22 protein-coding genes and 1 other RNA gene are annotated in these 18,566 nt (G+C 64.6%); 17 read left to right on the forward strand and 6 right to left on the reverse strand.

Annotated features, from left to right (window positions below):
- Positions 1 to 117 precede the first annotated feature (117 nt).
- The 3 genes from rpoZ to NX05_RS09375 form a co-directional block, all read right to left on the reverse strand.
- Positions 118 to 417, reverse strand: a complete 300-nt coding sequence (gene rpoZ, locus NX05_RS09365; protein WP_002812428.1) for a DNA-directed RNA polymerase subunit omega — start codon at positions 415 to 417, stop codon at positions 118 to 120.
- Positions 418 to 690: 273 nt separating this feature from the next.
- Positions 691 to 1,302, reverse strand: coding sequence for a guanylate kinase (gene gmk, locus NX05_RS09370; RefSeq protein WP_039433375.1), 612 nt, complete (start codon positions 1,300 to 1,302; stop codon positions 691 to 693).
- A 151-nt stretch (positions 1,303 to 1,453) separates the two neighbouring features.
- Positions 1,454 to 2,314 carry a YicC/YloC family endoribonuclease gene (locus tag NX05_RS09375; RefSeq protein ID WP_010364509.1) on the reverse strand — a complete coding sequence of 287 codons (861 nt, stop codon included), beginning with the start codon at positions 2,312 to 2,314 and terminating at the stop codon, positions 1,454 to 1,456.
- 109 nt (positions 2,315 to 2,423) lie between these two features.
- Between NX05_RS09375 and rph the strand changes: the two genes are divergently transcribed.
- From rph to NX05_RS09415, 8 genes are all read left to right on the forward strand, one after another.
- Positions 2,424 to 3,149 (forward strand): ribonuclease PH, encoded by a 726-nt coding sequence (gene rph / locus NX05_RS09380; protein WP_010377106.1) that lies wholly within the window; start codon positions 2,424 to 2,426, stop codon positions 3,147 to 3,149.
- Entirely contained in the window at positions 3,146 to 3,538 is a 393-nt protein-coding gene (locus NX05_RS09385; protein WP_039433368.1) for a VOC family protein, read from the forward strand. The genes rph and NX05_RS09385 overlap by 4 nt, the downstream gene beginning before the upstream one ends.
- Positions 3,535 to 4,134 (forward strand): RdgB/HAM1 family non-canonical purine NTP pyrophosphatase, encoded by a 600-nt coding sequence (gene rdgB, locus NX05_RS09390; RefSeq protein ID WP_039433367.1) that lies wholly within the window; start codon positions 3,535 to 3,537, stop codon positions 4,132 to 4,134. The genes NX05_RS09385 and rdgB overlap by 4 nt, the downstream gene beginning before the upstream one ends.
- Positions 4,135 to 4,149: 15 nt before the next feature.
- The gene (gene hemW / locus NX05_RS09395; protein WP_017122709.1) at positions 4,150 to 5,307 is read left to right on the forward strand and encodes a radical SAM family heme chaperone HemW; all 1,158 of its coding nucleotides are present in this window, start codon (positions 4,150 to 4,152) and stop codon (positions 5,305 to 5,307) included.
- Positions 5,308 to 5,473: 166 nt separating this feature from the next.
- Positions 5,474 to 7,900: a DUF1631 domain-containing protein gene (locus NX05_RS09400; RefSeq protein WP_039433363.1), complete on the forward strand. Its 2,427-nt coding sequence runs from the start codon at positions 5,474 to 5,476 to the stop codon at positions 7,898 to 7,900.
- Entirely contained in the window at positions 7,897 to 8,244 is a 348-nt protein-coding gene (locus tag NX05_RS09405; RefSeq protein WP_010364497.1) for a PilZ domain-containing protein, read from the forward strand. The genes NX05_RS09400 and NX05_RS09405 overlap by 4 nt, the downstream gene beginning before the upstream one ends.
- A gap of 212 nt (positions 8,245 to 8,456) precedes the next feature.
- Positions 8,457 to 9,782 (forward strand): Xaa-Pro dipeptidase, encoded by a 1,326-nt coding sequence (pepQ, locus tag NX05_RS09410; RefSeq protein ID WP_039433387.1) that lies wholly within the window; start codon positions 8,457 to 8,459, stop codon positions 9,780 to 9,782.
- Positions 9,783 to 9,941: 159 nt separating this feature from the next.
- Positions 9,942 to 10,337: an XVIPCD domain-containing protein gene (locus tag NX05_RS09415; protein WP_010364490.1), complete on the forward strand. Its 396-nt coding sequence runs from the start codon at positions 9,942 to 9,944 to the stop codon at positions 10,335 to 10,337.
- A 205-nt stretch (positions 10,338 to 10,542) separates the two neighbouring features.
- On the opposite strand, the gene NX05_RS09420 is transcribed toward NX05_RS09415, so the two are convergent.
- A complete protein-coding gene (locus NX05_RS09420; RefSeq protein ID WP_010364488.1) occupies positions 10,543 to 11,883 on the reverse strand; it encodes an aminopeptidase P N-terminal domain-containing protein in 1,341 nt (446 codons plus the stop codon).
- A 10-nt stretch (positions 11,884 to 11,893) separates the two neighbouring features.
- Entirely contained in the window at positions 11,894 to 12,436 is a 543-nt protein-coding gene (locus tag NX05_RS09425) for a YecA/YgfB family protein (protein WP_010364486.1), read from the reverse strand.
- A 235-nt stretch (positions 12,437 to 12,671) separates the two neighbouring features.
- Between NX05_RS09425 and NX05_RS09430 the strand changes: the two genes are divergently transcribed.
- The 8 genes from NX05_RS09430 (at position 12,672) to NX05_RS09460 (ending at position 17,251) form a co-directional block, all read left to right on the forward strand.
- Positions 12,672 to 12,893 carry a TIGR02449 family protein gene (locus tag NX05_RS09430; protein WP_039433385.1) on the forward strand — a complete coding sequence of 74 codons (222 nt, stop codon included), beginning with the start codon at positions 12,672 to 12,674 and terminating at the stop codon, positions 12,891 to 12,893.
- Entirely contained in the window at positions 12,890 to 13,189 is a 300-nt protein-coding gene (locus NX05_RS09435; protein ID WP_003486119.1) for a cell division protein ZapA, read from the forward strand. The genes NX05_RS09430 and NX05_RS09435 overlap by 4 nt, the downstream gene beginning before the upstream one ends.
- Before the next feature lie 95 nt (positions 13,190 to 13,284).
- A non-coding RNA gene (ssrS, locus tag NX05_RS22245) (6S RNA) lies at positions 13,285 to 13,468 on the forward strand.
- Positions 13,469 to 13,800: 332 nt separating this feature from the next.
- Positions 13,801 to 14,391 carry a 5-formyltetrahydrofolate cyclo-ligase gene (locus NX05_RS09440; RefSeq protein WP_039433359.1) on the forward strand — a complete coding sequence of 197 codons (591 nt, stop codon included), beginning with the start codon at positions 13,801 to 13,803 and terminating at the stop codon, positions 14,389 to 14,391.
- Positions 14,388 to 14,858, forward strand: coding sequence for an EVE domain-containing protein (locus NX05_RS09445; protein ID WP_039433357.1), 471 nt, complete (start codon positions 14,388 to 14,390; stop codon positions 14,856 to 14,858). The genes NX05_RS09440 and NX05_RS09445 overlap by 4 nt, the downstream gene beginning before the upstream one ends.
- Before the next feature lie 92 nt (positions 14,859 to 14,950).
- Positions 14,951 to 15,598, forward strand: a complete 648-nt coding sequence (gene rpiA / locus NX05_RS09450) for a ribose-5-phosphate isomerase RpiA (RefSeq protein ID WP_039433355.1) — start codon at positions 14,951 to 14,953, stop codon at positions 15,596 to 15,598.
- 161 nt (positions 15,599 to 15,759) lie between these two features.
- Positions 15,760 to 16,206: a DUF192 domain-containing protein gene (locus NX05_RS09455; protein WP_039433353.1), complete on the forward strand. Its 447-nt coding sequence runs from the start codon at positions 15,760 to 15,762 to the stop codon at positions 16,204 to 16,206.
- A 199-nt stretch (positions 16,207 to 16,405) separates the two neighbouring features.
- Positions 16,406 to 17,251: a SirB1 family protein gene (locus NX05_RS09460; protein WP_039433351.1), complete on the forward strand. Its 846-nt coding sequence runs from the start codon at positions 16,406 to 16,408 to the stop codon at positions 17,249 to 17,251.
- Positions 17,252 to 17,452: 201 nt separating this feature from the next.
- Here the strand turns inward: NX05_RS09460 and NX05_RS09465 are convergent, their stop codons facing one another.
- Positions 17,453 to 17,692, reverse strand: a complete 240-nt coding sequence (locus NX05_RS09465) for a rubredoxin (protein WP_039433349.1) — start codon at positions 17,690 to 17,692, stop codon at positions 17,453 to 17,455.
- Positions 17,693 to 17,715: 23 nt separating this feature from the next.
- On the opposite strand from NX05_RS09465, the gene thiE reads away from it, so the two are divergent.
- A complete protein-coding gene (thiE, locus tag NX05_RS09470) occupies positions 17,716 to 18,339 on the forward strand; it encodes a thiamine phosphate synthase (protein ID WP_039433347.1) in 624 nt (207 codons plus the stop codon).
- The last annotated feature ends 227 nt before the right edge of the window (positions 18,340 to 18,566 follow it).

The following is an 18,566-nucleotide window of genomic DNA, read 5'->3' on the forward strand; positions in this document are numbered from 1 at the left end:
ATGCCAGCAACGCAGTGACGGCAAACGTTTGCACACGCTGGCGTACTGACGGGGCCTGAAACGAAAACAGCCCGCATCGCAGCGGGCTGTTGGGATCGATTACAGCGATGCTGGGACTCAATCGTCGTTCTTGGACATGTCTTCGTCGGCGACCACTTCAGCGGCGGCCCATTCCAGTGCTTCGCGCTCGGCACGCTCGCGTTCGGCCTTCTCGACTTCGTCGATCAGCGCGTTGTCGATCCGGCGTGCGGCGATCTCGCGCAGCGCCATCACGGTGGGCTTGTCGCTGGCATCGGCATTTTCGATCAGCGGCTGCACGCCGTTGGCGAGCTGACGGGCACGCTTGGAGGCCATCATGACCAGCTCAAAACGGTTGTTCACGACTTCCAGGCAATCTTCTACGGTAATGCGGGCCATGCGGGCTCCCGGCGACCAGCAACGGCCGCGCATCGAATGAGGGAAAGGGGGCGGAGTGTACGCTCGGGCCAGCGCCACGGCAACCAACGCCTATTCAGTTTCCTTCGGAATCAGCGGTTTGGGCCACTAGAGAGAAGATACCGAAACGTGGCGAGCAGTCGTCAGGCGGGCGTGGAAGGCGCGCAGGACGCGCAGCGTGCACGTGGTTCACGCCGCACCCATCACCGGCTACGCCCCGCCTGAGGGTGAGCACAGTCGTTTTATTCGCTGCGCTTAGTCCAGCAGCGCCTGGATCAACCCGGCATGCCGCTGCTGCTGCGCCTGCCGACGCAGTCGGCTGGCGGTGAAGATGGCGCACATCTCCGACACCGCGGTGTCGAAGGTCTCGTTGATGATCACGTAATCGAACTCTTCGAAATGCAGCATTTCCTCGCGAGCGGCGGCTAAGCGCTGCGCCATCACTTCCTCGCTGTCCTGCCCGCGCTTGCGCATGCGCTCGTCCAGCGCCTGGCGCGAGGGCGGCAAGATGAACACGCTGACCGCGTCGGGCACTTTCTGGCGCACCTGACGCGCGCCCTGCCAGTCGATCTCCAGCAACACGTCGTGACCGGCAGCCAGCTGCGGTTCGACCGACTGCCGCGCAGTGCCCTTCCAGTCGCCATGCACCAGCGCGTATTCGAAGAAATCGCCCGCTTCGATCATGCCCCGGAACTCGTCGAAGGAGACGAAATGGTAGTGCTCGGCATGCCGTTCGCCCGGCCGCGGCGCGCGCGAGGTGAACGAGATCGACAGGGCGATCTTCGGGTCGCGCGCCAGGGTGGCGTTGACGATGCTGCTCTTGCCGGCGCCCGAGGGGGCCGCAACAATATAGAGAGTGCCGCGCATAGGATCAGGATTCGGGATTGGGGGGTCGGAGGCCGCGAAGCAACTGCGGACCGGTACCACCGGGGTCGACATGCTACCGGGATTGAACGCGGTCCGCAGAGGCGCGGGATTTGCGGTCCACCAATCCCGAATCCCCAATCATGAATCTCCGCTACTCAATGTTCTGCACCTGCTCGCGGATCTGGTCGATCAGCACCTTCAGGTCCACCGCGGCATTGGAGGTGCGGCTGTCCACCGACTTGGAGCCCAGCGTATTGGCTTCGCGGTTGAACTCCTGCAACAGGAAGTCCAGACGGCGACCAACCGGCTCGCGCTGCTTGAGCACGCGGCGGATCTCGGCAATGTGGCTGGACAGGCGGTCGAGCTCCTCGTCTACATCCAGCTTCTGCAGCCACAGCACTAATTCCTGTTCAGTACGGCCCGGGTCCACCGGGTGCGGCAGATCCGCCAGCCGCGCGGCCAGCTTGGCGCGCTGACCTTCGCGAATCGCCGGGATCAAGACGCGCACGTCGGCGGCGATACGTTCGATGGCATCCACCCGCTCGCTGATCGCCTCGGCCAGCTTGGCGCCTTCGCGCTCGCGTGCGGCAACAAAGCTGTCTACCAGCTCGTCGAGCAACGCCAGCGCCTGCGCCTGCAGCGCGGCGGCGTCCACGTCCTGCACCTGCAGCACGCCCGGCAGCTGCAGCAGATCGGTAAAGCCCACCTGCAATTTGGGAAACACGCCATCCAGCCGCGTGGCCAGCGCGCCAAGTTCCTGCAGCAGCGATTCGTTGACCGCCAGCGTCTGTGCGTTTTCGGGCGCGCGCAGACGCAGGGTCAGATCCAGCTTGCCGCGGCTACTTTTTGCTGCCACACGCTCGCGCAGCAGGGGTTCCAGCGCACGCAATTCCTCGGGCAGACGCACACCCACTTCCAGAAAGCGGTGGTTGACCGAGCGCAGCTCGCAACCGAGCGTGCCCCAGGGTGTGATGCGTTCGCCGCCAGCAAACGCAGTCATGCTTCGAATCATCGTCAATCCCGTGCCGTCAAAGCGCGAATGGTACCCTAGCCGTCCTTGCCAGCTGCCTGCACGCTGCGCACTGACGCCAGACCTACCTCCCGACTTCCGGACTCATCGCATGACCTTTTCCCGTCCTAGCGGCCGCACGGCCGACCAGCTGCGCCCGGTGCGCATCGAACGCGCCTTCACCCGCCATGCCGAAGGCTCGGTGCTGGTCAGCTTCGGCGACACCCGCGTGCTGTGCACCGCCAGCGTGGAAAACCGCGTACCGAACTTCCTGCGCGGCAAGGGCGAAGGCTGGGTGACCGCCGAATACGGCATGTTGCCGCGCTCCACCCACACCCGTTCCGACCGCGAAGCTGCGCGTGGCAAGCAGGGCGGCCGCACGCTGGAAATCCAGCGCTTGATCGGCCGCGCACTGCGCGCCTGCGTGGACCGCAATGCGCTGGGCGAACGCACCATCACCCTGGACTGCGACGTGCTGCAGGCCGATGGCGGCACCCGCACTGCAGCCATCACCGGCGCTTACGTTGCGTTGGCCGATGCGGTGAACCTGCTGCTCAAGCGCGGCGACATCAAGAAGCATCCGCTGATCGGCGCCGTGGCTGCGGTCTCGGTGGGCATCTATCGCGGCGAGCCGGTGCTGGACCTGGATTACCCGGAAGACAGCGACTGCGATACCGACATGAATGTGGTGATGAACGATGGTGGCGGCTTCATCGAGCTGCAGGGCACCGCCGAAGGTCATGCCTTCCGTCGCGATGAACTCAACGCACTGCTCGCACTGGCCGAAAAGGGCATGGACGCGTTGTTCGCACTGCAACGCGCTGCGCTGGCCGGATGAGCCGCCGTATCGCCCTGACCACCTTGCTGGTTGCCGATTACGATGCGGCCATTGCCTGGTACACCGGCGCACTGGGTTTCGATGTGCTGCAAGATCGCCGGCTCGATGACGGCAAGCGCTGGGTAGTGATCGGCCCGGGCGGCGCGCAGGACGCCGGCTTGCTGCTCGCGCAGCCGGCCGACGCCGCGCAACGCGCGCGCATCGGCGACCAGACCGGAGGGCGGGTGGATCATTTTCTCTACACCGACGACTTCTGGCGCGACCATGCGGCCATGCAGGCATTCGGCGTGGAATTTCTGGAAGCCCCACGCGAAGAGCCGTACGGCACGGTCGTAGTGTTTCGCGATCTGTACGGCACCAAGTGGGATCTGCTGGAGCCCAAGCAATGAAACAACTGGTCCTGGCCAGCGGCAACGCCGGCAAGCTGGAAGAACTGCGCGCCCTGCTCGCCGACCTGCCGCTGCGCATCGTCGCGCAAGGCGAGCTCGGCGTGGACGATGTTCCGGAAACCGGCCTGACCTTTGTCGAGAACGCGCTGATCAAGGCGCGTCATGCCAGCGCAGTGACCGGTTTGCCGGCGCTGGCCGATGATTCGGGTTTGATCGTGGATGCATTGGATGGCGCACCCGGTCTGTACAGCGCGCGCTATGCCGGCAGCCCAACCAACGCGCTGGCCAACAATGCCAAGTTGCTCGATGCGATGCGCGATGTGCCGGCTGATCGCCGCAGCGCGCGGTTTTATTCGGTGATCGTGTTACTGCGGCATCCGGAAGATCCGCAACCGCTGATCGCTGAAGGCAGCTGGGAAGGCGTGATCACCACCGAACCGCGCGGCGATGGCGGCTTCGGCTACAACCCGGTGTTTCTGGATCCGGTGTACGGCCTGACCGCCGCGGAAATGGACAGCGCATTGAAGAATCGCCTGAGCCATCGTGCGGTGGCGCTGGCCACGCTGCTGCACAAGCTGCATGCGTTGTCGCTGTAAAGCACGCCTAGCGCAATGCCCCAACTGATTCCGCCACCGCTGTCGCTCTATGTGCACCTGCCCTGGTGCGTGCGCAAATGCCCCTACTGCGATTTCAACTCGCATGCGGCCAAGGGTGCATTGCCGTTCGAGGACTATGTAGACGCACTGATCCGCGACCTGGATGCGGATCTGCCGCTGGTGTGGGGCCGCGTGGTGCATTCGGTGTTCTTCGGCGGCGGCACGCCCAGCCTGTTTCCGCCTGAAGCGATCGACCGCTTTCTGCAAGCTGCCGCGGCGCGGCTGCGTTTTGCGCCGAATCTTGAAATCACGTTGGAAACCAATCCGGGTACCGCCGAGCACGGCCGCTTCGAGCACTACCGCGCTGCGGGCGTGAACCGCCTGAGCTTCGGTGTGCAGACCTTCGACGACGTGGCACTGCAACGGCTAGGGCGCATTCACGACAGTGCCGAAGCCGAGCGCGCGATCAAACTGGCGCAAGACGCCGGCTACGATAATTTCAATATCGACCTGATGTACGCACTGCCCGAGCAGACGCTGATGCAGGCCGAGCACGATTTGGAACGCGCCTTCGCTCTGCAGCCCACGCACCTGTCGCATTACCAGCTTACGCTCGAGCCGAACACGGTGTTCTTCGCGCGGCCACCCAAAGGCATTCCCGACGACGATGCCGCCTGGGATATCCAGGAACACTGTCAACGCCTGCTGGCCGACGCCGGCTATGCGCAGTACGAAGTGAGCGCGTACGCAAAACCGGGGCGGCAGTGCGCGCACAACCTCAACTACTGGCGCTTTGGCGATTACTTAGGCATCGGTGCGGGTGCGCACGGCAAGATCAGTTCCGGTGCCGAAGAGCACGTGCTGCGGCGCTGGAAGCACAAGCATCCGCAGACTTATCTGGCCAGTGCAGGCACTGCCGCATCCATCGGCGGCGATGAAATTGTGCCCCGCGAACGGCTGCCATTCGAATACATGCTCAACCTGCTGCGTTTGCACGAAGGCTTCCGGCTGAGCGATTTCGAGGCATCGACGGGCCTTGCCGCCTCCGTCATCGCGGTGCCGCTGGCGCGCGCGCTGGCACAGGGCTGGATGACCCGGCAGGGTGAGCGCGTGGTGCCGACCGAGTTGGGACGTCGCTTTACCAATGATGTGGTCGAGTTGTTCCTGGGCTAAAGGCGCGGCAACATCGCTGGTTAATCGACTGCATGCGTGTGGCGCATGCTCGCACCTCCAGTGCATGGCATTGCGCAAACCAGATGCGCTAGGCAGGCCAATGCCGCGCAGTCAGCGGAAAGACATGCTACATAGCTCACGCTTCGAACCGAGCCCGCCTCCCCGGATGTCCATGCCCGTGTCTTCCCTGCACCCCGCACTCAGCGGCCCGATTGCCGATGCGCCAGTGTCCGCGCGCGGCCGGCGCCTGCTCGGCCTGCTGCACGCGCATTGCGTGCAGGCGCTGAGCGGACCACTGCGACTGACCGTCGTCGAGTTGGAACGCGAGCTGTTGCATCAGGCCGAGCACGCGCGCAACAGCCAGATCCAGGCTGAAACCTACGCACAGACGCGCGGCCTGCGCGACCACATCGACCGCTTTCCGCAGGCGTTTCTGCAGGAACTGGCGAAGGCGCTGGCCGGCCTGCGCGAACGCCCGGTGCTGGCGCCATTGGCCGATGTCGCAGCGCAACCGCAGATGCTGACCCTGGTTGAAAACACCGATATCGATCGCGACATCGTGCTGAGCGAAATCGCACGTCGCGAAACATCGCGGCGCGCCGATGCTCTGCTCTTGCTGGCGCAGCGCCTGGCGGTGATCGGTACGTTGCCCGAATTCGAGCTGGAAGAATTACCGTTTGGCCCGTACGCGGTATGCCGAATCCTCCGTCAGTGCGGGGAAACGCTGGGGCTGAGCCTGGAGGGACAGCTGACGCTGTACAAGGTGTTCGAGCGCCAGGTGATGGACCGCCTGGGCGATCTGTTCGAAAGCGCCAACAGTACGCTGGACCAGGAAGGCATCCTGCCGGGACTGATCTATCACCCGTATCTGGTCAAGCCCACGCAGGTGCAGACACGGCGGACGCTGCCGGCATCGGCACAGGGCGCGAAAGACGCTGCGGCAACCAACAGTCATGCTGCAGCCTCGCGCATACCGCGGCCTGCCACTGGCTGGGCGGGCCAAGGCGCGCCGACGGCCTGGCAGAGTGCCTTGCTGGATCACGCTGCTGCGCCACCAGCGCTTGCAATGGCTGCACCCGCGCAGGCGGTGCCGCCGGCGCTCAACGATGCAGTGCAGGCGCTGGGCGGATTGATGGCATCGGCACGGCAATCGCAGGCAGCTGAGCACGCAGGTCACGCAGGTGCAGGCGTGCCAGCCAACAAGGCGATGGCGCCCTCCGCCACGTCGCTCGCAGCAGCGGCCCAGCCATCGCAGCAAGGCGCCGCCGCTGCCGTGCCCAAGGCTGCGCTCGGCGATGCGCTCGCCAGCCTGCAGAGTGCGCTGGCCACGCAGGCCGTAGCGACGCCGCAAGCGTCGGGGATCGATGCAGTGCAGCGCCAGGTGCTGGAGTTGCTGCGCAGTGAGCACGGCCCGAATGCCGTGCTGGCGCCGCAGGACAACGATACCTTCGACCTGCTCGGCCTGCTCTACGCGCAGATGCAGCGCGAGGTGCGCGAGCAGACGCCAGCGCAGGCATTGCTGGCCAAGTTGCAGGTGCCGGTGGCGCGCGCGGCATTGGCCGATTCGCATTTTTTCGTGCGCGACCAGCACCCGGTGCGCGAACTGCTCAACACCGTGGCCGAATCCGGTGCCGTGTGGCTGGGCGAGGACGATATCGACCCGCAACTGCTGCACAAGCTGGGTAGCGCGGTCGACAAAATCGTCAACCACTATCAGGGCGACGAGGCGGTTTTCGCCGCAGCCAACGACGACATCCAGACGCATCTGCGCGCACTCGCGCGCAAGGCCGAGGTAACCGAGCGACGTCATGTGGATGCTGCGCGCGGCAAAGAGCGTCTGGAATCGGCCAAGCAGCAGGCCGAAGCACGCATCGAGCAACTCTGCGAACAAGGCGCGCCACCGCGCTTCGTGCAATCGCTACTGCGCCAGGCCTGGTCGGACGTGCTTACGCTGACCTTGCTGCGTCAGGGCGAGCAGTCGCCCGAATGGGACGAGCGCCAGGCGCTGACCGCACGCATTGCCGAGGTCACCTGCCGCAGCAAGGGCCAGCCCACCGACATCGCACTCGGCACCGATGTTGAAACCGCGCTGCTGCAGGTGGGGTATCACCACGATGAAGCGGCGGCGATCGCGCGCCGCTTGTCCACGCCCGGGGGCGAGGACGAAGTGACCTCGCGCACCGAGCTTGCGGCCAAACTCAAGACGCGTACCCGGCTCGGCGACCAGGGCGACAGCGCTCCGCGCAAGCCGGCGGCCACGCCGCGCACGCCGGCCGAAGAGGAATGCTGCGCACAGCTGCGCAGCTTGCCGTTCGGTACCTGGTTCGAATTCGTGGTCAACCAGCAACACGATCTGCGCCGGCAACGCCTGTCCTGGTACAGCCCGATGACCGGCAACGCCCTGTTCGTGAATCAACGCGGGCAGAAGGTTGGCGAGCACTCGCTGGATAGCCTGGCGCGGCTGATGGCCGGTGGGCAGGCACGTCTGCTGGTGGAAGAAAAATCGCGTCTGATCGATCGCGCCTGGCATGCCACCGTGCGCACGCTGCGCAGCCTGGCCGGCCAGTCGCCTGTTACCGAGGCACAGCCATGATCCAGGACACCCGCCGCGCACCGCGCCGGCAGCCGACCGACCTGCTGCCGGTCATCGACACGATGACCGAAGCGCAGATCGGCCGGGTCGGCAACCTGTCCGAAACCGGCATGCTGTTGTTGGGGTCGGTCCCGCTACACGACGACGCCTTGTATCAGTTGCGCTTCACGCTGCCCGAACGGGTTGGCCGCGCTACCGAGATCGATGTTGGCGTGCATTTGCTGTGGTCCGAAGCTGCGCATGCGCCCGGGCAATCCTGGGCCGGGGTGCGCTTTCTGACCATGTCCGAACCGCACCGGCAGCGCCTGCGCGCCTGGATCGCCGAAGAGCATATGGCTGGCTAAGTGCCGCTGCCACCACGACTGTGCAGCCATCAAGAGGCGCCGCTGGTGTTCGGTACGCTAATTACCACGCGTCAGCCGCGGTTCCCGTGTGCCGTCCACGCCCAGCTGAGACGATTACGCAATACGTTTTGTCGGCCACTTCAAGACACAGCGCCGTTGCACGGATTGCGGCAAAATTGCGCATTGCCTTTGCATTGCCGATCGAGCCCCGCATGACCCATCCCTCCTTGAGCAGCCTGTACTCCGACCACCTGCGCACGCTCACCGCGCGCGCCGACGAAGCGCTGCAGCGCGGCGGCTTCGAGCATCTGGTGGTTCCCAGCGGCAGCACGCATTACCAACTGTTCGACGACCGCGATTACCCCTACGCGGTCAACCCGCAATTCAAGGCCTGGGTGCCGCTGACACGGGTGCCCAACAGTTGGCTGGTCTACACGCCGGGCAAGCGCCCGACGGTGATCTTCTATCAGCCGTTCGACTACTGGCACGTGGTGCCCGATGCCCCCAGCGGCTGGTGGGTGGAACACTGCGACATCCCCATCATCCGCACGCCGGACGAAGCGTTGGCACTGCTGCCCAAACAGCCCGAGCGCTGCGCGATTCTTGGCGAGGCACAAAGCACGCTCGGTGCATACGTGCCGAACAACCCGCAGCCGGTGCTCGATTACCTGGAATACCAGCGCGCGTTCAAGACCCCGTACGAGCTGGCATTGCTGCGCATTGCCCAGCAACTGGCGGTGCGCGGCCATCGTGCAGCGGAAGCCGCATTCCGTGCCGGCCAGAGCGAATTCGGTATCCATCTGGCGTATTGCGCGGCGGTGGGCCAGGACGCCAATGAGTTGCCGTACGGCAACATCATTGCGCTCAACGAACACGGCGCAGTGCTGCACTACACCGAACTGGGCCAACAGCCGCCGCAACCGCTGCGCAGCTTCCTAATCGACGCCGGCGCCTCGGCATACGGCTACGCCAGCGACATCACCCGCACCTATGCCGCCGACCCCGGCAGCGACTTTCAGGCATTGATCACTGCGGTGGATGCTGCGCAATTGCGCATGGGCCAGAACGTGCGTGCCGGCGTGGACTACAAGCAGTTGCACATTGATGCGCATCTGGCATTGATGGGCATCCTCAAGGAATTCGGCGTTCTCACCGTCTCGCCGGAAGCCGCAGTGGTCACCGGCGTCAGCGCTGCGTTCTTCCCGCACGGCCTTGGTCACTTGATCGGCCTGCAGGTGCACGATGTAGCCGGTTTTTCCGCCAGCGACCGCGGCGGCCGCATCGAGCGCCCGGCCGGCCACCCGTATCTGCGCCTGACCCGCATGCTGGAGCCCGGCATGGTGGTCACGATCGAGCCCGGCGTGTACTTCATCGACATGTTGCTGGACGAAGTGAAGAAGAACGGCCACGCCGCCAGCGTCAACTGGCAGCGCGTGCAAGAATTCAGGCCCTACGGCGGCATCCGCATCGAAGACGAGGTGGTGTGCACTGACGGCAGCGCTGAAAATCTGACCCGCCCGGTCTTCGCCGCCGCATGAGTAGCAATCGCGCCTGAAAACTTCATGGCGCCCAGTGCCTGGCCGGAACGGTTAAACCCGGCATCGACATGCAGCGCGCCTACACTGGGAGCAGCCGCGCCTTCCATCACCCGGTAACGCACCGCGACGTTTCAGCACCACCACACACGGAACATTGCCATGAACGATCCACGCCAGACCTCGCACCCAGACCACCCGATGTATCAGCAGATCGAACGCGGCGTGCATGCGATCGATGCGGCGCATGGCCGCACGCCCGACCAAACCAGCGCCCGCCTCACCGCAGCCTTGTTGCCGCTGGCCAAGGAAGGCGGGCTGTCGCGCGTTGATCACGTGCTGATGAGCGAAGCGAACAATCGCGGCGTGCACGGCGGCGAAAACGTATTCGTCGTGCAAGGCGACCCGGCCAACCCGGCACATCTGCGCGCGCACATGAAAACCGAACAAGCGCTCGCCACACCGGAAGAACAGTCGTTCGAGCGCGCGCGGCAACTCGCCGGGCCGAGCGAGCCAGTGCAGCAGCCAGAACGCACGCAGACGCAGCAGCTCAGTTAATAGAACGGCTTACAACAAGTGGCCTGGCGCGTCATCTCGACGATGCGCCAGGCAGAAAATAGCTTGAGCGACAGAGCGCGGCTTAAGCGACGACGCCATCCGCTGGGGAAAGCGCCCGCATTCGGCGCAACACCGGCGGCGCAGGCGTGCTTGCAGCGCGTTGCACAAATTTGCGTCACGCCCGCTCTAAGTTGGTCTTGCAGCGCTACGCGCGCGCTGCGTCGCGATCGGCCATCTCTTTTTCAATCTCGTCGGCACTGCGCGCCAACGCATCGGTGAGCACGCGGTGCCCGTCGGCCGTGATCAGCACATTGTCTTCAGTGCGAATGCCGATGCCGCGCCACTTGGCCTCTACCGAGGTGTCGTCGGCAGACACGTACAGGCCCGGTTCGATGGTGAACACCATGCCGGGTTCGAGCAGGCGCGAGTCGCCGCCCAGCCGGTAGTCGCCCACATCGTGCACATCCAGGCCCAACCAATGGCCGGTCTTGTGTCGATAAAAGCGCTTGTACTGCCCATCAACGATGTTGCGCTCCAGCTTGCCCTTGAGCAGACCCAGTTGCAGCAGCCCTTCAGTCAAGGTTTCCACTGCCGCCAGATGCCCGGCTTCGTAGGCCACGCCGGGACGCGCCTGCGCGAGCGCGGCCGCCTGCGCAGCACCGACCAGATCGTGCAACGCACGCTGCGCCGGCGTGAAACGCCCGTTGATCGGAAAGGTGCGGGTGATATCGGCCGCATAGCCGCGGTATTCGGCACCGGCATCGATCAGCACCAACTCGCCATCGCGGCTGCGCGCGTTGTTGGCGCGGTAATGCAGTACACAGGCATTGCTGCCAGTACCGACGATGCTGCCGTACGCAGGCCACGCATCGGCAGCGCGGAATTCGCGCTCGACCTCGGCCTGCAATTCGTACTCATGCACACCCGGCCGCGCCAGCCGCATTGCTGCGCGATGCGCACGCACACTGATATCTGCGGCCTGCTGCATCAGCGCGATTTCGTCGCGCGACTTGAACAGGCGCTGCTCGTGCAGCAAATGGCCCAGCTCTAAAAATTCATGCGGCGGCTGCGCACCATGGCGCACCTGCTCGCGCACCCGCTTGAGCCAGCCGATCAACTTGAGATCGAAATCGACATTGCGCCCGAAGTGGTAGTACACGCGGCTACGCCCTTCCAACAGGCCATGCAAGATCTCGTCGACATCGTCGATGGGGTACGCGTCGTCCATGCCGTAGCGCTCCACCGCGCCTTCCTGACCTTCGCGCGGGCCATCCCAGGCTTCGCGCTCGGCGTCGCGCTCGCGACAGAACAAAATCGCTTCGCCATGCTTGCGGCCGGGCACCAGCACCAGTACTGCTTCCGGCTCCGGAAACCCGCTCAGATACCAGAAATCCGAATCCTGCCGGTACGGATAGTGCGTGTCGTGACTGCGCACGCGCTCGGGCGCGGCCGGCAGAATCAGAATCGCCTGCTCGCCAGCCATCTGCATCAGCTGCTTGCGCCGGCGCGCGTATTCGGCCGTGCCGATCCCGGTGAGCTTCTTCATGGCGGGCCGATCAGTTCAGACGTTGCCGGAAACGCGGCCCCATCACGCAGTCGCCATGCAGCAACAGCACTGCCACGCGCACGAATTCTTCGATCTCGGCCAGTGCAGTGTCGTCTTCATCGGCCGCGTCGAAGTCGTCGCTGGACGCCTGCGCCAGACGCGCCAGGTCCTGCAACGCTTCCTCGCCTTCTTCGCTCAGTGCCGGGCGCTGCTGCGCAGCCAGACCAAATCCACCCAGGAAGGCGCGGCACCAGTCGAACAAGGCATCTGTACGCGCCGGCAACGGGGCGCCGTCTTCGACAAGCAGTAGCTCGAAGGCGAAATCGCGGTCTTCCAGTTGCGCCACGGTGGCCTGCCGCAGCTGATCCAGCGCCCCGCCCTGCTTGGGTGCGCCCTGGCCGGTGTCGGCCAGAATGCGTGCCAGCCAGTCGACGCTGTCGGCACCGCCGCCGGAGAGCCACCCGCACAGCCCGCCATGCAACTCCGCCGCAGAGGACGCCAGCGCCAGCTGACGGCTTTCGTTTTGCACAGCGGTTACGTCGGGCAGATCCATCGGGTCATCCAGGCTGAAAAGCGATAAGGTGCCGACGCAGGGCCGGCGACATGACTTCCCAGTGTATCAAGGCAACCCGCATGGGCCGCAGTCTGCGTTCCATGCAGCGTTCCACGCGTATGAGGCTGGCCTGTCTAGATTCTGCCCGGAGCCTTGCAACGCTTGGGCTCACGCTAACGGCCAGGGCATACGAGGACGCTTGACCGCCGCGCGCACGCGCCCCTATCGTGAGCGCATGGACAACGCTGCCGCCCTCGCTCAGATCCGCGCCCTCGCTGCCCGCGTAGAGGCCTTGGTGGAGCGTACCCAACGGCTCACCGACGAGAACCGCAGCCTGCGTCATCAACAAGAGCAGTTGATCGGCGAGCGTTCGCAACTGTTGACCAAGAACGAGCAGGCGCGCGCGCGTGTGGAAGCGATGATCGCCCGCTTGAAGTCACTGGAGCAGCACACGTGAGCAACAACGAACCGGTCAGCGTGCGTATTCTGGATCGTGAATACACGGTGGGCGTGACTGCGGACGAACGCGAAAGTCTAACCGCCGCGGCGCGTCTGCTGGATTTACGCATGCGCGAGATCCGCGGCAGCAATCGCATGGCGGCGGTGGACCGTGTGGCCGTGCTGGCTGCGCTCAATCTGGCGCATGAGTTGCAGCAACTGCGCGAACAGCAGGCGCTCTACGACCGCGAATTGGCGAATACGCTGGACACCTTGAATCGCCGGCTCGACAGCGTTGCCGACACGCCGCGCTAAGTGGAATTCGCGCTGCCATCGCAAATATGAATCCTCAATCCCGTCGGCCGACGAATGGGCTAGCCATCGCGGCGCAGAGGTCTATAATTCGCCTGCGTTCTCTGCTGTAAACGACAGCGTGCAAAACATTCGCCTTGTCCCTTAATTACGACCGCGGGAGCGCGACGAAGCTGGGTGTGCAAGTCCGCCTTTTAGCGGGAAGCCCGATGGCCTCACAACGTCCCCACTTGAACCCCGGGTTCAAGGTCGTTTCGCCCGCATCGTCATGGCGGAGAATGCAAATCTGAAACGGCGCCTTCGGGCGTCGTTTCTTTTTGTGTGTCCGAAATTTGGGCGGCTGCGATGGCGATGACTGCGTCGGCGATGCAGACGTGTTGTTTGCATGCCCTCTGTGCTGGCGCGGCTCCAACGCGCGTGCGCGACGGCAGTGTGCACTGCGCTGTGCTCTCGCCACGCTTTACAGCCCCGCATGGGCGGTGGTGCAAGCGCCGTGTGTTTGCAAGCAGCGCATGCAACTGGAAGTTGTGTCTCCAGGGCAGCACTGCACGCGCCGCTAGGCACATGCACGTGCGCCATCGACAATGCAGCACCGATTGTGCCGCGAGACACCGATGACCGAGGACCGAGATGCGTTGCGTCAGCTATTACGCGCACACCGACGCAGCCTGCCGGCAACGCAACGCTTGGCCGCAGCCGATGCGTTGGCGGAGCGTTTGCTGGCGCTGCCGTTCGCACCGTGCAGCGGCGCAGTGGCGGGGTACTGGGCGATGGATGGCGAAATTGCGCTGCATCGCTGGCAACTGACCCTACCGAGCGAAGTGCGCTACTGCCTGCCGGTGCTGGATGGCCGCGTGCTGCGCTTTGCGCCGTGGCGACCGGGCCAGCCGCTGGTGAGCAATCGCTACGGCATTCCCGAGCCGGAGGTGGACCGCGCCGACACGCTGGCACCGGAGGAGATGGCGCTGGTGGTCACGCCGCTGACCGGTTTCGATGCAGCGTGCCGCCGGCTGGGAATGGGAGGCGGCTGGTATGATCGCAGCTTCGCGTTCCGGCATCGCCAGGCGCCGCCGCCCTGGCTGGTCGGCGTCGGCTTCGCTGCGCAGCAGGTGCCCGCCCTGCCCACCGAAACGTGGGATGTGGCGGTCGACGCTATCTGCACCGAACACGCCACCTTCCTGAAAGACGACGCCGTTTCCGAATGACTGCCCGCAAACGCTACTGGTTGATGAAGTCCGAGCCGGACACGTTCTCCATCGATGATCTGGAACGCGTCGGCACCGAACCGTGGAACGGTGTGCGCAACTACCAGGCGCGCAACTTCATGCGCGATGGCATGCACGTTGGCGATAGCGTGTTTTTCTACCATTCCAACTGCAAGGTGCCTGGCATCGTCGGTATCGCCAAGGTGGCCAGCGCGGCGTATCCGGATGACACCCAGTTCGACCCGAAATCCGATTACCACGACCCCAAGTCCAGCTGCGAAGATCCGCGCTGGATGCTGGTGGACGTGGCATTCGAGCGCAAACTCACACGCACGATTTCGCTGGATGAAATCAAGCAACAGGCCGATGCACTGGGCGAAGGCTTCCCGCTGATCGCGCGCGGCAACCGCCTGTCGATCCTGCCGGTGACTGCCGCGCAGTGGAAGCTGTTGCTGGCGATGGAATAGCCGGGAAAGGGAGTCGGGATGTGAGATTTGCATATCCCGACTCAGCCCAGCCGCTCTTGCAATTCCCGATCCCCCAATCCCGAGCCTCAACAATGTCCGAAGCAAAACGCCTGGCCGCCGAGAAAGCGATCGATTACGTGGACGACGGCATGATCGTCGGAGTGGGCACCGGCTCGACGGTGGCCTACTTCATCGACGCGCTGGGCCGCATCGGCCATCGCATCAAGGGTGCAGTGTCCAGCTCCGAACAAAGCACCGCGCGCCTGCGCCAGCACGGCATCGAGGTGCTGGACCTCAACCACACCGGCAATCTGTCGCTGTATGTGGACGGTGCCGACGAGTGCGACCCGAATCGCTGCCTGATCAAGGGCGGCGGCGCCGCGCTGACACGCGAGAAGATCATCGCCGAGGCCAGCGAGCGCTTCATCTGCATCGTCGACCCGAGCAAGCAGGTGCCGGTGCTGGGCAAGTTCCCGCTGCCGGTGGAAGTGATTCCGATGGCACGCAGCCTGGTGGCCCGGCAGATCCTGGCGCTCACCGGTGGTCAGCCGGTGTGGCGCGATGGCGTGGTGACCGACAACGGCAATGTGGTGCTGGACGTGCACAACCTGCAGATCACCGACCCGGTGGCGCTGGAGCGCAGCTTGAACCAGATTCCTGGCGTGGTGTGCGTGGGTCTGTTCGCGCGGCGCCCGGCCGATGTGGTGATCATCGGCGGTGAACCGCCGCGGGTGATCTGAACATCGCGCGCTTGCACGCGTACGCGCAATTTAGGCCCGCATTGCGAAGCGATGCGGGCCGGACCCATCGCGTTCGCAATGCCCTAACAACGCACCGCAGCAGCTTGACGCACGTGGCCGCTTGCCAGATGGTGCGGCATCCCCGCCCGCTGGTATGCCTTATGTGTTGTCGTTCTCTTGCCCTTGCGTTCTTGATCCTGCTCGGCGGCTGCGCCAGTAGCGGCGGCAGCTGGGTGGAACTCGCGGGCACGCGCTACAAGGTAGAGCTGGCGCAGAACAACGCTGATCGCGCCAAGGGCCTGATGTTCCGCGATGCCATGGACGAAGACCGCGGCATGCTGTTCATCCACGACCGCCAGGAGCCGCTGGCGTACTGGATGAAGAACACCAAGATCGCGCTGGATATCCTGTACTTCAATGAGCAGCGCCGGCTTGTCTCGCAGCAGCGCGATGTGCCGCCGTGTTCGGCCGGCGACGCCTGCCCGCCCTACCCCAGCAAGCAGCCGGCGCGCTATGTGCTGGAGCTCAACGCCGGCCAGGCCGCCAAACTCGGCCTGAGGGACGGTGCGACGCTGACCTTCAGCCCGGACATCCCGACGCTGAAATAAACGCTGCATCCAGGTCATTGGACATCCGGCGAGCGCTTGGCATGCCTCCCGACAATACCGGCGCGATACCTGCCGAACCAGTAACCGCGCCCGTTGACGGAGCGCTCAACATTCCGCCGTCACGCGGCACGCGCGGCACGCGTCACTGTCAGGAAGTACCGGACTTGAACCCTGCGCCGCTTGCCGACACTCTTGCAGCATGGTCGACATGCTCCCACTTCCCCATTGGACCGCGCTCGCCAACCTGGACGACGATGCGGTGCCGTTAATGTCCACCGCGCTGCTGATCGCGCGCGACGAGTATCCGCAGCTGAATGCCGAGCTCTACGACACGCTGGTGCAGAGCCACGTCGAGCATCTGCGCCGTGAGGTTGACGCGATTGATGTGTGGCCGCTGAAGATGGCGGCGGTCAATCGCTACCTGTTCGACGAGTTGGGCTACTCGGGCAATCACGACCAGTACTACGACCCGCGCAACAGCTACCTCAACCAGGTGTTCGAGCGCCGGCTGGGCAATCCGATTTCGCTGGCAATGGTGCAAATCGAAGTCGCCCGCCGGCTGGGCATCCCGTTGGCGGGGGTGTCGTTTCCCGGCCATTTCCTGGTGCGTCTGCCGGTAGATGACGGCGTGCTGGTGATGGACCCGTTCAACGGCGGCCGTCCGCTGGGCGTGGATGAGCTGCGCGAACGTGCCCGCCCGCATCTGGGCGGCGAAATCCCCGACGACCGCGCGCTGGCACAGATTCTCGACCCCGCACCGCACCGCGCGATCTTGATCCGCATCCTGCGCAACCTGCACGGCGTCTATGCCGATGCCGAGCACTGGGACCGCGCTGCCCGCAGCGCCGACCGCATCCTGAAGCTGGTGCCCGACCAACCCGAGGCCCTGCGCGACCGCGGCATGGCCTATCTGCATCTGGGCCACCGCAACGGCGCACGCCACGATCTCTCGCGCTACCTGGTACTCAACCCGGGCGCGCAGGACGCGGCTAATTTGCACGAGCACCTGGTGGACTTGAACAGCCAGCGCTCACGGGCGCATTGATCGGGCGTAAGCAACCGCTCGCCACCGCCAAGCTGCCCTAGCGGGGCGCTGTTCTTTGGTTCTCAGGAAAGCAGGCATTAGTATGCCCCCAATCCGGTTCCCACTCGACGCCGCCACCGTAGTGCCAATTGTTGCAGCCGGACTCATTCCAGCAGTGGCATTGCAGTGGTCAGTGTCTGATGACGCCCCTCCAACGGCAGCTCAGTCGACCTCCACCATCTCGAAGTCTTCCTTGGTCACGCCGCAATCGGGGCAGGTCCAGGTGTCGGGCACGTCCTGCCAGCGGGTGCCCGGGGCAATGCCTTCTTCGGGGATGCCGTCGGCCTCGTGGTAGAGAAACCCGCAGACGACGCACATCCAGGTGCGGTAGGTGGTCGTGGATGTCTCGCTCATCGGATAATCGCGGTCATGCAACGGTGGGGCTACATTGTCCCATCCCATCCACCGCTTTCGGAAGCGCTGACATGCCCAACCGTCTTAACGTTCGCGGTGTGTACCTGATCACCCCGGACGAGCCCAACACGCAGCGCTTGCTCCTGCGCACGGCGCCATTGCTGGCGTCGATCACCTGGCTGCAATACCGCAACAAGCAAGCGGACGCGGCGCTGCGGCTGCGTCAGGCCAGCGCCTTGCACGAATTGTGCGCGGCACACGGTGTGCCATTGATCATCAACGACGATGCGCAGTTGGCGGCGCAGGTCGGTGCGCAAGGCGTGCATCTGGGCGAAGACGATGGTGATGTAGCGGCGGCACGCGCGCTGCTGGGCGAGCAGGCCATCATCGGGGTGTCGTGCTACGACGAGATCGAGCACGCGCGCGCGGCAGCCGCAGCGGGCGCCAGCTATGTGGCCTTCGGTGCGTTTTTCCCGACCACCACCAAACAGACGACACGGCGTGCCACGCCTGCGTTACTGCAGCGGGCCGCCGAACTGCACCTGCCGCGCGTGGCGATCGGTGGCATTGCGCCCGCGCAGGTGCCTGCGCTGGTGACTGCGGGTGCCGATTTGATTGCCGTAGTCAGTGGCGTGTACGCGGCACCGGATCCGGTTGCTGCAGTGCAGGCGTATCGCGCGGGGTTTGGTTCTTAAGGCGGCAAGCGTTTTGGCTTGCAGGCTCGAGCTTCCGTCCAAGGCTTGTAATGCGCTGCAAGCTAGTGCGTCCTTATTTCGCTGCATCTCTTGATTAAAAAGTTGTCCCTGAAAAATCCCCTTCAAGCGCCCCGTGCCGTCTGTGACAGCGGCACGTGGCTAAAGGATGGCCATTCCATCGCCCGCATCCAGGCACGCAAAAACGCGATCCAGCGCAGCAGCCAGCG

Source organism: Xanthomonas vasicola (genome assembly GCF_000772705.2).
Lineage (GTDB): Bacteria > Pseudomonadota > Gammaproteobacteria > Xanthomonadales > Xanthomonadaceae > Xanthomonas > Xanthomonas vasicola.